The following is a 15088-nucleotide window of genomic DNA, read 5'->3' on the forward strand; positions in this document are numbered from 1 at the left end:
ACCCGTCTTACCGGTCCGCGGGCCGTTCACGCATTCGGCCCAGTCCTTTGTTCTGCGGGCGGCGTTGCGCTCTGATTCGACCACGCGGTGCTATTTTTCACCTATGTGACTGCTGGTCGAAGAACGATGCGGCAATGGCGCTCCTACATTCCAGGTCACGTGTAGGCGAATGCGCTGCCAGTCTGCCCGAGAAAGGCTCACCACCACTCATGGCCCCGCGTCTCTCCGTCGTCGTCCCGATCTACAACGTGCAGCCCTACCTGCACGAGTGCCTGACGTCCATCGCCGAACAGACCCTCACCGAGCTGGAGGTGGTGATGGTCGACGACGGCTCCACGGACGGGAGCGCGGCCATCGCCGAGCGGTTCGCGGAGGCCGACCGCCGATTCCGGCTGATCCGGCAGGAAAACCAGGGCCTGGGCCCGGCGCGCAATGTCGGGGTCCGGAACGTCGACCCGGACGCGGAATTCCTCGCGTTCATGGACAGTGACGACACGCTGCCGACGACCGCCTACGAACTGATGGTGGGGACCCTCGACGCCACCGGGTCCGATTTCGTCTCGGGGAATGTGCAGCGCTTCCGCTCGGTCGGATACGCCCAGTCGCCGGTGCACGCCAAGCCGTTCAAGACCACCAGACTGCGGACCCACGTCTCCCGGCACCACCCGCTGATCACCGACCGCACCGCCTGGAACAAGGTCTACCGCCGGGAGTTCTGGGACGCCCACGCCATGGAGTACCCCGGCATCCTCTACGAGGACGCGCCGGTGAGCATCCCGCTGCACTTCCTCGCCACGAGCGTCGACGTGCTCAGCGAGCCGATCTACCACTGGCGCGAGCGCGACGCGGGCGAGCGGTCGATCACCCAGAACCGCACCGACCCCAAGGGCCTGGTCGACCGGGTCACCTCGATCGGCATGGTCCGCCGCTTCCTCGGGGAGCAGGACGGGCCCGAGTATGCGGGCTTCCGCCGCCGCTACGACCTGAACGCGCTGTCCGAGGAGATCCCGATCTTCTTCAAGGTCCTGCCGGACGGCGGCGACGCCTACCGGACGGCCTTCCTCGACCACGTCGGCGGCCTGGTCACGGAGATCGGGCCGAAGGTGCCGGCCTCGCTGCCCGAGCCGCTGCGGCTGAAGTACTGGCTGACCGTCCAGCGCCGGCTCCCGGAACTGCTCGACCTGCTGGCCTTCGAGCGCACCCACCCGTCGGCCATCCCGCTGCGCGGCACGGTCCGCTACCACGCGGACTACCCCTTCCTGCGGGCCGAGACCCTCCGGGCCGAGGGCCGCGGGCCGGTGCCCGCCACGATCCTGCGGCTGGACCACGAGCTGGTGGTCCGCTCGGGCCTCAAGCGCGCCGATTGGCAGGACGGGGTGCTGCGGCTCGAAGGCTTCGCCTACCCCAAGCACCTGGGGGCGATGCGGCGCGGCGACGCGGTCAAGGCCCTGCTGCTGCGCGAGCAGGGCAGCCGCCGCACCCGGGTGGTCCCGGCCCGGACCGTCCCCTCGCCCGAGGTCACCGCCGACGCCAGGGACCAGCCGCTGCGGCACTGCGACCTGGCCGGTTTCACCGCGGCCCTGGACGCTGACACGCTGAAGCACCGGGGCCAGTGGCGGGACGGCGTCTGGAAGGTGACCGTGGCCGTCTTCGGCCGGGGCCGCCCCCGGCGCAGCCGGCTCAAGGCCGGACCGCTCGGTTCCGGGCAGTACCCCTCCCCGCTCTGGGCGACCGACGACGTCAGGCTGGTGCCGCAGATCCGGGACCAGCACCTCTACCTCAGCGTCGAGACCGTGAAGGCCCGGATGTTCGGCGCGGACGCCGAGACCGGCGCGGACGGCCTGGGCCTGATCCGGCTGCACGGCAACGTCAGCGCCGCCCGGCTCGCCGCCGCCCGGCACGACGACACCGGGGAGCAGGGCCAGGGCGGTCTGCTGCTGCGGCTGAACCACGACGAGGCCGGTTCCACCGCCCGACTGGAACTCCCGGTCACCCTGGGCCAGCTGACGCCGGAACAGCAGAGGGACGGTCAGCAGGCGGACGGCACCGTGCCGTTCACCGTGCTGCTCGACCCGGCGCGGCTCACCGCGGTCCGGGTGGAGCAGGCGAGGCTGCGGCCCGGCTCGCGGCAGCGCCACTGCGACCGCTGGGGCAGTGCCCTGCTGCTGCCGGACGGCAAGACCGTCGGCGTGGTGCTGGACGACCGCACGTGCAGCTCCGCGGTCCAGTTCCCGCTGGCGACGGTTCCGGGCGAGGGACCCCGGGTGCTGAGCGTCAAGGCCTCCCCGCGCGGCTGGCTGCAGCTGTCCGACCAGCCGCTGCAACCCCTGGTCGAGTCGGTCGCGGCGGCCCCCGACGGCGGCGGCTTCCTGCTGGAGGGCACCTTCCCGAGGCCGGGGCGGCACTCCTTCTCCTGGGTGCTGCGGCACTCCTACCACGCCAAGACCCACCTGCACCCGGCCGAGGCGGTGGACGGCCGGTTCAGCTCGGTGCTCCCGGCCGTGCCGGTGGACGGCTACGCGGGCGAACTGCCGCTCAACGGCGGGGCCTGGGGGCTGTACGTCCGCACCGAGGCGGCCGACGCGCCCGAGGGCTTCGTGGAGACCCAGGCCCACGTCTCGCCCCGGGCCCACGCCCGGCTGCCGCTGCGGGTGACCGCCCGCGGCAAGGAGGTGGCGCTGCAACGCCGCTGGCACGACCGGCTGCTGCTGGAGGCGGCCAGGGACCTCCCGCCGACCGAGCGCGGCAGCTACCACCAGCGGATCCTGGAGCAGCAGCACTACCCCGCGGCCCGCCGCCGCCCGCTGCGCGACGCGGTGCTCTACGACGTGTTCGAGGGCAAGTCCTACTCGGACTCGCCCCGGGCGGTGCACCAGGAGTTCGTCCGCCGCAGCGCGCAGCTGGACCACCTGTGGGTGGTCCGCGACGACCGGATGCGGGCCCCCGCCGGGGTGACCGAGGTGGTCGCCCACAGCGCCGCCTGGTACGAGGCGCTGGCCCGGTCCCGCTACATCGTCGGCAACACCCATCTGCCGCCCTGGATCGAGCGGCGGGAGGGCCAGGTGATCGTGCAGACCTGGCACGGCACCCCGCTGAAGCGGATCGGCTTCGACTTCGACAACCCCTGGTTCAGCGACACCGGCTACCTCAAGGACCTGGAGCGCGAGGCCGGGCAGTGGAGCCTGCTGCTCTCCCCGAACCGGTTCAGCACCCCGATCATGCGGCGGGCCTTCCGCTTCCAGGGCGAGATCCTGGAGAGCGGCTACCCGCGCAACGACATCCTGCTCGCCCCCGACCGGGAGAAGCAGGCCGACCGGGTGCGCCGCACCCTGGGCCTGCCCGAGGACAAGAAGGTGGTGCTGTACGCGCCGACCTGGCGCGAGGACCGGGTCCGGCACCAGGGCGGCCACCAGCTCGACCTGCGGATCGACCTGGAGCAGGCCCGCGCGGCGCTGGGCCGGGACCACGTGCTGCTGATCCGGCCGCACGCGCACGTGGTGGACCCGGTGCCCGGCGCGGGCGACGGCTTCGTCTGGGACGTCGGCAGCTACCCGGACATCCAGGACCTGTTCCTGGTCGCCGACGTGCTGGTCACCGACTACTCCTCGGTGATGTTCGACTTCGCGGTCACCGGCCGTCCGATCCTCTTCTTCACCTACGACCTGGAGCACTACCGGGACCAACTCCGGGGCTTCTACTTCGACTTCGAGAAGCAGGCGCCCGGCCCGCTGCTGGGCACCTCCGAGCAGCTGGTCGACGCGCTGCGGGACCTCCCCGCCGCGGCCGGCCGCTGGGCCCCCGCCTACACCGCCTTCCGGGAGAGCTTCTGCGACCTGGACGACGGCCGCGCCTCCGAGCGGGTGGTCGACCGGATGCTGGAACTGGGCCGGCGGGAGCAGCCGTGACCGGACGGCCGGGGGTCGGCGCCGCCCTGCGGCGGCAGTGGCTGCGGGTCCCGGAGCGGCTCCGGCTCCCGCTCGCGGTGTACGCCGCCTGCCAGACGGTGTACCTGCTCTGGTGGCTGGCCTTCTTCCCGGGGCTGATGAGCTACGACTCGATCACCTACGTCTGGCAGGTCAGCACCGACAACTGGACCTCGGACCACTCCATCCTCTACGACAGCCTGCTCTGGCTGTCGCTCCAGACCACCGGCGACGTATGGCCGCTGACGCTGCTTCAGACCGTCGCGGTGTCCGGGGTGCTGGCCTACACCTGCGTGGCGCTGCGCGACCTCGGCGTCCGCGGCCGGTGGAGCGGCGCCGCGGCGCTGGCGGTCGCGGCGCTGCCGTCCACCGGCAGTTTCACCGAGTTCGTCTGGAAGGACGCCGCGTTCGGCATCTCCATGCTGCTGGCGTTCGCCGCGACCACCCGGCTGGTCGCCCGGCGGATGCGCGGCCAGCAGTCCCTGCGCGACCGCTGGTTCTACGTACAACTGGCGCTGCTGCAGGCCGGGTTCACCGGCATCGCGCTGTTCCGCACCAGCAGCGTCACGGTGGTGGTCGCGGCGCTGCCGCTGCTGCTGGTGGCGCTGCGCGGGATGCGGCTGTGGATCACCGGACTGGCCGCCCTCACCGCCGCGCTCTACCTGGTGCTCAACTACGCGGTCTACCCGGGCGTCGGCATCGCCCGCCCCGACGTCACCTCCTACTACGCCCTCAACTACGCCGACATCGCGGTCGCCTACGGGACCTCGCCCGGCAGCTTCACCGCCGCCGACAAGGCGGTGATGGCACAGGTCGCCCCGCTGTCGGTCTGGGGCGGCCGGGCCGCCAACTGCTGGGACGTCGACTGGACCATGAACGCGCTCGACCGCAAGGCCGCCGCCAGGCTCAACAGCCAACTGGTGCAGGTCTGGTGGCGGGTACTCGACCGCACCCCGCAGACCGTGGCGCAGGCCCGGCTGTGCCGGTCGCAGATCGCCTGGGGCATCTGGCCGGGACCCGCGAAGCTGGAGGGCAACACGCTCATCGCCTCGCCCGACATCCCCCGCAACCTGTTCGGCCAGGCGTCCGCGCACGGCCGGATGGCCGACAGCCGCTACCGGCCGGTGCTGCAGTCCCGGCCGCCGGTGCAGCGGCTGCACTCGCTCGGGCGGTGGCTCTACCAGATCAGCACCACCTCGCAGCTGCAGTGGCTGGTGTGGCGCGGCGCGTTCTGGTGCTACGCCTCGTACGCCACCGTCGCCTGGGTGGCGCTGCGCCGACGGCAAGTGGCCCGGCCGATGGTCGGCATGGTCGCGATCGTCTTCGGCATGCAGATGTCGGTCATCATCGCCATCACCGCGGCGCTGGCCCGCTACATGCTGCCGGCGATGCTGATCGGGCTGATGACCCTGCCGCTGCTGGACCTGCTGCGGCGGCCGGGCCCGGGGGAGCACCCGGCCGGGGCGGCCTGGCCCGGCTCCTCCGCGGTGGCTGAGGCCAGGCTCGCCCCGGCGAAGCCGGCCCTGTGCGTCGGCGAGGCCGAGGGGGAGGCCCGATGAGCCCGGTGTCCACCAGCGTCTCCCACCCCGCCTCGGGACCCGAGCCGGAACCGCAGGCCGCGGCGGCGGCCCCCGGGGCGGTCCGGGACGGCTCGCTGCGCGGCCGGGCCGGTGCGGCGCTGCGCCGGGTCACCGGGCGGATCCCGCCCCGGCTGCGGTTCCCGCTCGGGGTGGCCCTGCTCACCCAGGCGGTGCTGCTGGTCTGGTGGGCGGCCTTCTACCCGGGGCTGATGAGCTACGACACCATCGCCTACACCTTCGAGACCACCAGCGGGCACCCCTGGGTCGACGACCACTCCATCGCCTACGACTCGGCGGTGTGGCTCAGCCTGACCGTCACCGGCGACTACGCGCTGCTGACGTTCGCCCAGGTGCTGGTGGCGGGCGCGATCGTCGGCTACCTCGCGGCCGGGCTGCGCAAGTTCGCCGTGGGCCCGCGCTGGATCGTGGCCGGGGCGCTGCTGTTCGCGGTGCTGCCGACCACGGGCGCGTTCACGGTCTGGGTCTGGAAGGACGTGCCGTTCGTCCTCGGCGCGTCGCTCTGCTTCGCCGCCCTGGTCCACCTGACCGCCGACGCGCTGCGCGGCCCCCGGCACACCCGGCTGACCGGGCAGCGCCGGGACTGGCTGCTGCTGTCGCTGGCGCTGCTGCTCACCTGCCTGGCCCGGAACAACGGCTTCCTCACCGCGCTGATCGCCGGTGCGGTGCTGCTGTTCCCGCTGCGGCGGGCCTGGCGCAGGATCCTGGTCGCGGTGCTGGTGCCGGTGGTGCTGTTCTTCGGCCTCGACCTCGGGCTCTACCCGGCCCTCGGCGTGGTCAAGCCGGCCAACTACGCCGGCAACACCTTCTTCTACGCCGACATCGCCTACGTCTACAGCAAGGCCCCGGGCACCTTCACCCCGGCCGACACCGCACTGATGGCCAAGGTCGCCCCGCTGAAGCACTGGTCCAGCACCGGGGCCGACTGCTACGACACCGACTACCTGACCAGCGGCGGATTCAGCCAGTCCGCCGCGAACCGGCTCAACCGCCCGCTGGTGCGGCTGTTCCTGCGCACCGTCAAGCGCAGCCCGGACGTGGTCCTGGACGCCACGCTGTGCCGGGCGCACCCGGCCTGGGCGGTCTTTCCCGGCGCCGACCCGATCTCGGTCCCCGGCACCGGCTGGTCGCCCGACCTCTACGGCTACGCGCGGAGCCAGCCGGCCATGTACACCAGCAAGTACTACCCGGTGATGCGGCCCCACTCGCTGTTCGCACCGCTGCACGGCGCGGCGCGGTTCTGGTACAGCCTGCTCACCGTGCCGCAGCTGCGCTGGCTGCTCTGGGGCGGGGCGGTCTGGTGCTATGTCGCCTACCTGCTGGTACTGCGGCTGGCCTGGCGCTTGCGGCGGACCGACGTGCTGGCGCTGGCGGTGGCGACGGCCGCGTTCCAGCTGACGGTGGTGGTGGGCAGCCCGTCGCCGCTCTACCGCTACATGGCGGGGCCGACCCTGGTCGGGGTACTGGCACTGCCGCTGCTGTTCAGCCGCCTGGGTCGCGGGGCGGACGCGGAGGCGGACAGCGGGGCGGACGCCGGGGCCGGGCACGAGCCGGGGTAGCGTCCGCGGTCACGCCTCCGCCGTCACGCCTCCGCGGCCAGCCCGGCGCTCTCCGATGCCGCGGGCGCCGAGGACACCGGGGGCACTGGTGGCCGGAGCAGGGCGTTCTGAGCGTCGGTCAGCCGCTGGACCACCAGGATCACGAGCACCGCGGCGACCAGGTCGAGCGACTCGGTCAGCACCACCGGCACCGTCGCGTACCGCGATTCCGCGGTGACGCCGAACCAGCTGGCCAGACGTGCCAGCCAGGCCGCCCACCACAGGTTGACCAGCAGGACCGTCCGGTCCGACGCGCCGTCGGCGCGGAACGCGCGGGCCACGTCCAGCGCGATCCGGCGCGGACGCCAGAGCAGCAGCGGCGGGGCGAACCAGGACCACACGGCGGCGTCCGTCGTATAGGCCGACGTGCCGGGGCGCAGCGTCTCCGCGTTGCACCGCGAGGTCTGGAACCACACCAGGAACGTCACCACGCCCGCCCCGAGCGCGATGAGCACGGGCAGGTTCAGATTGGCCAGCAGGAGCATGCCGTGCCCGGGGCCCTCGGCCAGGGTGACGGCGGCGTGGACCGCGTCCAGCAGGGCGTACAGCCCGATCAGGATCTGGGCGGCCCGGCCCTGGCGGTTGGGGTCGCGGAAGGCCGGTCGGTGCGGCGGCGGCTGGGTCATGAGCCGGGACTGTAGCGCAGCCGGTCGAGGGATCAAGACACTGGCCTGGGCGTCTGGCTGGAATCAGCTGTTGACATGGCCACTTGGTCTAGTCCAATTTGGAGTGGCAGGAGTTACCGGAGTGAAGGACGCGACGGTACTGAAGAACTCCTGACCCTCCCTGCATGACCCGCCGCAGCGTCAGCCCGTCGTGGGCTGCCCGGCGCTTCGCACCCATGCCGATTCCGCCTGGCCTCAGTCAGTTTCGAATCTTGGAGCGACACATGCCGACGACTGATCCCTACCTGTTCCGAGCCTCCTCCGACCTCCCGTACTTCAGCTCCGACGGAGAGAAGTACCTGGCCCTGACCCCGCTGCGGGACCTGCGCAAGTCGCGCCCGCTGCGCGTCCTGTCCGAGGAGGACTTCGCCTTCTGGCAGACCTACGGCTACGTGGTCGTCCGGCAGGCCGTCCCCGCCGCCGCAGCCGCCCGGCTGCTGGACTTCGCCTGGGACTTCCAGGGGCTCGACCCCGCCCGTCCCGACACCTGGTACCAGGACCGCCCGTTCCGCACCGACCTCGACCGCGAGCTGCACGTCTACGGGTTCGTCGAGGCCTACCAGCACCAGCTGATCTGGGACAGCCGGCAGTCCCAGCGGGTCTACGACGCCTTCGCGGACGTCTGGGACTGCGCCGAGCTGTGGGTCACCCTGGACCGGCTCAACCTCAACCCGCCCAACGTCCGCAACCGCGACCGCGCCCTGATCGCGCCCACCGAGCGCGGCTTCGACATCGAGCTGCACTGGGACGTGGACAGCACCCTCGGCGTGCTGCCGCAGCGGGTGCAGGGGCTGATCGCGCTGAACGACACCGGCCCCGAAGAGGGCGGGTTCCAGTGCGACCCGGAGCTGTTCCGGCAGTTCGACCGCTGGAAGACGACGCAGCCGGAGGACCGCGACCCGATCCGGCCCCAGGTCGACCGCGAGCTGATGCCGGTGGTGCGCCCCCGGCTGCGGGCCGGTGACCTGCTGATCTGGAACGGAATGCTGGCGCACGGGGTGGCCCGCAACACCTCGGCGAGCGGGGTTCGGGCGGTGCAGTACCTGTCGATGATGCCCGCGCTGGAGTCGCACCAGGAGCTGCGGCAGTCCCGGATCGACTCCTGGCGCCACCTCAGCACCCCGGACTGGAACGGCACCCTGGTCGGCGACATGGACAAGCACGAGTCGCTGCGGTACGGACCGGCCGAGCTGAACGCACTCGGCCGCAAGCTGCTGGGCCTCGACTCCTGGGCCGACCAGGAGCCGGTGCGGACGAACGGGGACCGCGCATGCGCCGTGTCTGTCTGACCCTGCCCACCGACCGTGCCTGCGCCGCCACCATCGCCGCCGTCCACGGCGAAGCCGCCTACGCGGCACGGAACTTCGAGGTCGAGGTGCACCTGCTGGTGCTGGACTCCGCCGACCGGCCGACCAGGGAGGCGCACGCCGCCGCCCTGCGCGCGCTGCCGCCGGTGCCGAACGTGCTGCTGCACCACCTCGACGAGGCGGCGCAGCGGGAGTTCCTGCGCGAGGTGGTCGAGCAGGCCGGGCCCGCCGAGCCGGACCGGCTGCTCGACCTGATGCTGCCGGACCGGGCCTCCTATGGGGCCTGCACCAACCGGGCCTTCCTCATCGCCAAGGCGCTGGGCTGCGAATCCGTGCACCGCCGCGACTCCGACAGCCGCTACCAACTGCTGGACGGCGTACCGGTCTACCCGGTCCGGCACGAGCTGGCCTCGCTCGGCCGGCCGGCCGGGGAGGCGTCCGGACAGGTCACCGAGACCGCGTTGGACCCGGCGCTGGCGCACCGGCCGGTGGCGATGGTGGCCGCCTCCTTCGTCGGCGAGCTGTCGGTGGACATCGGCGAGGTGCAGCAGCTCGACCCGGAGGTCTACCAGGACCTGGTCAGCCTGTGGGCGCCGGTGGACTGGTCGGCGGAGCAGAAGCGGGAGCTGGTCGCGGAGTCCTTCCGGGGCGCGGGCACCGAGCCGTTCCGGCGCGACCACGCGCTGCTGACCGTGGTGGACCCGATGCGGGTGGACATGTGCAACATCAGCTTCCACCAGGTCCAGGAGCTGGTGCCGCTGCCCCCGGCGACCGAGACCATCGGCAGTGACTACTTCCTGATCCACCTGGTCCACGACGCCGTGCTGCCCGGGGTGCTGCACAACCGGCACATCGTCAACTACTACACCGCGGAACGCCGTACCGACGCCGGCTTCGCGGCCTACCAGCTGCGGCTGGTGAAGTTCTTCCTGTCGATGCTCTACTTCAACGCCGTCTACGCCCGGATGGCGGAGGCGGGCCCGGCGCTGCTCGACGCCGGGGACCGGGTACGGCCCGAGGCGATCGCCGGGTTCCTGCGGGAGAGCGCCGCACTGGACCGGGCCGAGAACGAGTGGCGGCTGCGCCGCTTGGACCACTGCTACCGCAGTCTCGGCGGGCGCTACGCCGCCTTCGCCGACCAGCTGGCGGCGGCGGGGCCCCGGCTGCTGGCCGAGGCCCAGCGCGACATCGAGGACTTCGCGCTGCTGACCGACGCCTGGGGCGCGCTGATGCGGGCCGCGGCCACCGCCGGGACCGCCGCCACCACGGCCGCCACCGCCACCACCCCGGGACCGCGACGACAGTTGGAGCGCAGCAGCACATGACGCACGAGAGCGCGCCGCCGCGCGCCGCACTGCCCGAAGCCACGCCACCCACCCCGCCCGCCTTGTCCCGCAACCTGTCTGACGCACTGTCCGCCGCCGCCGAGGACCGGATCTTCTACGACCTGGACGGCATCGAGGAGCGCTACACCGCCCTGCGGCGCGAACTGCCGCAGGTCGACGTCCGGTTCGCGGTGAAGGCCTGCCCGGTGGACGGGGTGCTGACCCGGCTCGCCGAGCGGGGCGCCGGGTTCGACGCGGCGTCCCCGCAGGAGATCGCCCAGGCGCTGCGGGCCGGGGCCCCGGTCGGCTCGGTCCACTACGGCAACACCGTCAAGTCCGACCGCAACATCGCCTCGGCCCACCTGCTGGGCGTGCGCGACTTCGCCACCGACAGCGTGGCGGACACCGCCGCGATCGCCCAGCACGCCCCCGGCGCACGGGTGTTCTGCCGGCTGGCCACCAGCGGCCGAGGGGCGCTGTGGGGCCTGAGCCGGAAGTACGGCTGCTCGTCCCGGGACGCCCCCGGCGTGCTGGCGGCGGCCAGGGCCTCCGGTCTGGTCCCGGCCGGACTGTCGGTGCACGTCGGCTCCCAGCAGATGACCGCCGGGGCCTGGCAGGAGGCGTTCGACACCCTGGCCGGCACGCTCGCCGCGCTGAACCGGCGCGGCATCCACCCGGACCACGTCAACCTCGGCGGCGGCCTGCCCGCGCTCGGCTACCTGGACCGGCACGGCCGGCCGCTGCACCCGCCGCTGGACCGGATCCTGGCGGTGATCCGCGAGGGCACGGCCCGGCTCGGACGGGTGTCGGCCCGGCCGCTGCGCTTCGTGATGGAGCCGGGCCGCCACCTGGTCGCCGACCACGGCGCGATCCGGGCCCATGTGGCCCGGCTGACCACACGTCAGCAACCGGGCGGAGAAAGGGAGAACTGGCTCTACCTGAGCTGCGGGAAGTTCAACGGCCTCTACGAGATGGACGAGTTGCAGTACCGGTTGGTGTTCCCCACCCACCGCCCGGACGCGCCCCGGGTGCAGGCCGTGGTCGCCGGACCCACCTGCGACGGCGACGACGCGTACGGGCGCGGCCACGGCCTGGTCCCGGTGCCCCGGGCGCTGGCCTCGGGCGACCCGGTCTGGGTGCTCTCCGCGGGCGCCTACGCCACCAGCTACCTGACCCGGGGCTTCAACGGCTTCCCGCCGCTCGGGTCCAGTTGCGTGCGCAGGGAGGCGGCGGTGTGCGCGCTGAACTGAGCGTTGAGTCGGGCAGCGAGTCGGGCACCGGGTTGAGTATCCGTCAGATCGGGTCGGACGACTGGGAGTCCATCGCCGAGCTGGAGTCGCAGGCGTACGCGGCGCTGGGGCTGTCGGAGCAGCGGGACGCGCTGGAGTCGCGGGCGGAGGCCTCGCCGGGCACCTGCTTCGTGCTGGCCGGACCGGCCCAGCGCCCGGCCGTCGCGGGCTATCTGCTGGCGCTGCCCTATCCGAGGTTCCGCTACCCCGGTCTCGGCGAGCCGGAGCAGACCGCGTTCGCCGTGGACAACCTGCACCTGCACGACCTGGTCGTGGCCCGGGAGCTGCGGCGGCGCGGGCTGGCCGGACGGCTGCTGGGCCACCTCGAAGCGGTGGCGCGGACCCAGCGGCGCCGGCACCTCTCCCTGGTCGCGGTGGCGGGCAGCGACGGCTTCTGGTCGCGGCACGGCTTCGCGCCGCAGCCCGGGGTCGCCGCGCCACTGCACTACGGACCCGGCGCCGTCTACATGTCCAAACCGCTCGGCACGTCCCAACCGCTCGGCGACGCGCCGGGCGGCACACCCTCGCAGCACTGCCCCGAAGGAGACTGACGCCCATGTTCGCTGTCCAGGACGAGTTCCGGAGAAGCCGGCTGGCGGTGGTGGCGCTGTTCTGCACGCTCGGCTTCCAGTACGCCACCTGGGCGTCGCGGATACCCGCGATCAAGGCGCACCTGGGTCTGAGCGCGGCTCAGGTGGGCCTGCTGCTGATGGCCACCGGCGTGGGTGCGGCCGGGTCGTTCCCGCTGGTGGCGATGCTGATGCGACGGCTCGGCTCGCGTCGGCTGTCGCTGCTGTCGGGGCTCTGCCTGGCGCTGCTGCTGCTCGCCATGGCGGAGCTGCCGAACTACCCGACCGCGCTGGCGGTGATGTGCGCGGACGGGGTGCTGGTGGGCGCGCTGAACGTGGCGATGAACGCGCAGGGCGCGGCGCTGGAGGTGCGGTTCAAGCGGAACACCATGGCCACCCTGCACGCCACCTTCAGCGGCGGGTCGCTGGTGGCCGCGCTGCTCGCGTCCGGAATGAACCTGCTGACCTCGTCGGTACTGGTGCACTTCGCGGTCGCCACCGGGCTGCTGCTGGCGGCGGTCGGCTTCGCCCGTCCGGGGCTGCTGACCCAGGACAAGCCCGCCGAGGCGGACGCGGAGGCGGACACCGGGGCCGCAGCCGAGGCCGCCGCGCCGAAGCCGCGGTCCCGGTTCACCCTGCCGGCCCGGATCACCCTGTGGATGGGCGTGGCGATGGCGTTCGGCACGGTCACCGAGGGGGCGATGAACGACTGGTCCTCGCTCTACCTCAAGGACGTGGCCAAGGCCTCGGCCGAGCTGGCGCCGATGGGCATCGCGGTCGTCTCGGTGACGATGGTGCTGGCCCGGCTGCTCACCGACGGTTGGCGGGCCCGCTGGGGGGACGGGCGGATCGTGCGGACCGGCAGCGTGCTGGCCGGGGTCGGGCTGGCGCTGGCGCTGCTGAGCGGCGGCGTGGTCCCGGCGCTGATCGGGTTCGCCTGCGTGGGCCTGGGCGTCGCGGCGGTGACCCCGTGCGTCTATGTGGCCGCGGCGGCGCAGGGGTCGGACGCGCTGGCGCTGGTGGCCGCGATGGGGACGGTCGGGCTGCTGGGCGGGCCGCCGGTGATCGGCTTCATCGCCAACGCCGACGGGCTGGCCTGGGGGATGGCCGCGGTGGCCGGCTGCGCGCTGGTCGTGGCGCTGTGCGCGACCCGGATCCGCTGGGCCCCCGCGCCGGAGCCGGCCCAGGAGCGGAGCGAGGGCCAGGGCGAGGGCCGGAGCGAGGGCCAGAGCGCCGACACCCGGTCGACCCAGGTCGAGGCGGAGGCCGTGTAGCGGCGGCGGGAGCGTCTGCTGACGGTCCGCCACCCGGCCGGGCAGGTACGGCGCGTCCCCGCGCCCGTGCCTGCCCGGCCGAACCGGCGGGGTGATCGCACGGCCGTGCCGGGTCTGTATCCTCCGGGGGAGCGGACCAGGTGGGGACAGCGCTTGCTGACGCCACGGCACCGAGCGAAAGACGGGCGATGGAATCAGTGGCGGACGACCGACCGGAAGACCCACGCGCGGCCGATCGGCTGATCGCCTTCTCCGACGCCGTCGTGGCCATCGCGATGACCCTGCTGGCACTGGAACTCCCGGTGCCCTCGGGGGACACAGCTGCCGAGCTCTGGGCCTCGGCACGCCACAACCAGGGCCACTACCTGGCCTTCCTGATCAGCTTCGTGGTGATCGCGGCAGCCTGGCAGCAGCACCACCGGGTCTTCGACCGGCTCCGGCGGGTGGACTCGCGGCTGCGCAGCCTCAACATGCTGTGGCTGCTGATGATCGTCCTCAACCCGTTCGCCACCAAGCTGCTCACCACCGAGGGGCACGACTCGCTCACCGCGAACGCGCTGCGCTGGAGCTTCTACGCGCTGCTGCAGACCCTGGCCGCCACGCTGATGCTGGCCATGGTGTTCCACATGGACGAGCAGTCGCTCCAGGGCCCGGACGCCTCGCCGACGCTGGTCCCCGACACCAGGCAGCAGTGCTTCGGCGTGATGATCGGGTTCGGGGCGTCCATCCCGGTCTTCTTCGCCACGAAGTACGGCTGGCTGCTGTGGATCGCCACGCCGTGGCTGATCAAGGGAACCCGGGCGCTCCGTGAATCCCGGGACGCCCGCGGCGGGGCGGAGTAGGCCGACCGTTCGTCAGTGCCGGACCCGTGACTGCCACTCGACACGCAGGTGCAGCCATTCCCCGTCGACCCGCTCCACCACCGCGGGCGCTTCCAGCCGACGGCCGGGCTCGTAGACGGTGACGTACTCGCGGACCTGCACCGGTCGCCCGGCCAGGCTCGCCCGGACCGCGACCAGGCCGTCGTCGGTCCGGGTGTCGGGGTCGATCCTGATCCGTGCCTGCGGCGTACCGTGCCCGGACTGAGCCCGAGCGACAGCGCGGTCGAGGCGCTCCTGCTCGTCGGCAAGGACCTCGGCCCAGCTGCGCTGCGGCTGATCCATGGCGGCACGTTACGCCCCTGGCAGGGTATGCGTCAGGCATATGCGCAAGCTGAAGCCTGCTCGGCCCGCCCCGGTCCGTTCCGGCCGGTCGCCGAGTAATTCCGTTGCCGGACGCCGAGCCGGTGCCTAGGCTTGCGGCGTACCTGATGCCGCCCGACAGGAGAAGGCCGTTGTTCGTCTGAGCTCGGAGACACCGTAGCCACTGCGCACGTGTGCCCCACCCGACCTCGGCGATCAACCATGCCCTGGACCGTCGTCCCCCTGTTCGCAGCCCTCCTGTTCTTCTCACCGGGCGGCTTCTTCCGCAGGGTCTGTCCATGGGTGCCCCCTGCCGGGCTGTCGGTGTCTCCCACCGCGTTGCCGCCGGAGAATCCGAC

General features: G+C 72.6%; 11 protein-coding genes. 9 read left to right on the plus strand and 2 right to left on the minus strand.

The window, feature by feature from the left end; all coding sequences use genetic code 11:
* The first annotated feature begins 209 nt into the window (after positions 1 to 209).
* Genes ACEZDE_RS20450 through ACEZDE_RS20460 form a run of 3 tightly spaced genes read left to right on the plus strand, consistent with a single transcriptional unit; the run spans position 210 to position 7080 of the window.
* Entirely contained in the window at positions 210 to 3905 is a 3696-nt protein-coding gene (locus ACEZDE_RS20450; RefSeq protein ID WP_380537824.1) for a bifunctional glycosyltransferase/CDP-glycerol:glycerophosphate glycerophosphotransferase, read from the plus strand.
* Positions 3902 to 5482, plus strand: a complete 1581-nt coding sequence (locus ACEZDE_RS20455; protein WP_380537826.1) for a hypothetical protein — start codon at positions 3902 to 3904, stop codon at positions 5480 to 5482. Before ACEZDE_RS20450 ends, ACEZDE_RS20455 begins: the two co-directional genes overlap by 4 nt.
* Entirely contained in the window at positions 5479 to 7080 is a 1602-nt protein-coding gene (locus ACEZDE_RS20460) for a DUF6020 family protein (protein WP_380537828.1), read from the plus strand. The genes ACEZDE_RS20455 and ACEZDE_RS20460 overlap by 4 nt, the downstream gene beginning before the upstream one ends.
* Before the next feature lie 23 nt (positions 7081 to 7103).
* Here the strand turns inward: ACEZDE_RS20460 and ACEZDE_RS20465 are convergent, their stop codons facing one another.
* Entirely contained in the window at positions 7104 to 7745 is a 642-nt protein-coding gene (locus ACEZDE_RS20465; RefSeq protein WP_380537830.1) for a DUF4328 domain-containing protein, read from the minus strand.
* A 263-nt stretch (positions 7746 to 8008) separates the two neighbouring features.
* Here ACEZDE_RS20465 and ACEZDE_RS20470 point away from each other — a divergent pair, with 263 nt between their 5' ends.
* The 6 genes from ACEZDE_RS20470 (at position 8009) to ACEZDE_RS20495 (ending at position 14390) form a co-directional block, all read left to right on the plus strand.
* Positions 8009 to 9073 carry a phytanoyl-CoA dioxygenase family protein gene (locus ACEZDE_RS20470; protein ID WP_380537832.1) on the plus strand — a complete coding sequence of 355 codons (1065 nt, stop codon included), beginning with the start codon at positions 8009 to 8011 and terminating at the stop codon, positions 9071 to 9073.
* Positions 9055 to 10416 carry a DUF6271 family protein gene (locus tag ACEZDE_RS20475; protein WP_380537834.1) on the plus strand — a complete coding sequence of 454 codons (1362 nt, stop codon included), beginning with the start codon at positions 9055 to 9057 and terminating at the stop codon, positions 10414 to 10416. Before ACEZDE_RS20470 ends, ACEZDE_RS20475 begins: the two co-directional genes overlap by 19 nt.
* Positions 10413 to 11666, plus strand: coding sequence for a type III PLP-dependent enzyme (locus ACEZDE_RS20480; protein ID WP_380537836.1), 1254 nt, complete (start codon positions 10413 to 10415; stop codon positions 11664 to 11666). Before ACEZDE_RS20475 ends, ACEZDE_RS20480 begins: the two co-directional genes overlap by 4 nt.
* The gene (locus ACEZDE_RS20485; protein WP_380537838.1) at positions 11651 to 12256 is read left to right on the plus strand and encodes a GNAT family N-acetyltransferase; all 606 of its coding nucleotides are present in this window, start codon (positions 11651 to 11653) and stop codon (positions 12254 to 12256) included. The genes ACEZDE_RS20480 and ACEZDE_RS20485 overlap by 16 nt, the downstream gene beginning before the upstream one ends.
* A gap of 5 nt (positions 12257 to 12261) precedes the next feature.
* Complete coding sequence (locus ACEZDE_RS20490; protein WP_380537840.1) at positions 12262 to 13548, plus strand: MFS transporter; 1287 nt, start codon at positions 12262 to 12264, stop codon at positions 13546 to 13548.
* A 188-nt stretch (positions 13549 to 13736) separates the two neighbouring features.
* Complete coding sequence (locus ACEZDE_RS20495; protein ID WP_380537842.1) at positions 13737 to 14390, plus strand: TMEM175 family protein; 654 nt, start codon at positions 13737 to 13739, stop codon at positions 14388 to 14390.
* 12 nt (positions 14391 to 14402) lie between these two features.
* Here ACEZDE_RS20495 and ACEZDE_RS20500 read toward each other — a convergent pair whose 3' ends face one another.
* On the minus strand, positions 14403 to 14711 hold the full coding sequence (locus ACEZDE_RS20500) for a hypothetical protein (RefSeq protein ID WP_380537844.1): 309 nt from the start codon (positions 14709 to 14711) through the stop codon (positions 14403 to 14405).
* Between the last annotated feature and the right edge of the window lie 377 nt (positions 14712 to 15088).

The sequence above is a fragment of the Streptacidiphilus cavernicola genome, assembly GCF_042510955.1.
Classification (GTDB): Bacteria; Actinomycetota; Actinomycetes; order Streptomycetales; family Streptomycetaceae; genus Streptacidiphilus; species Streptacidiphilus cavernicola.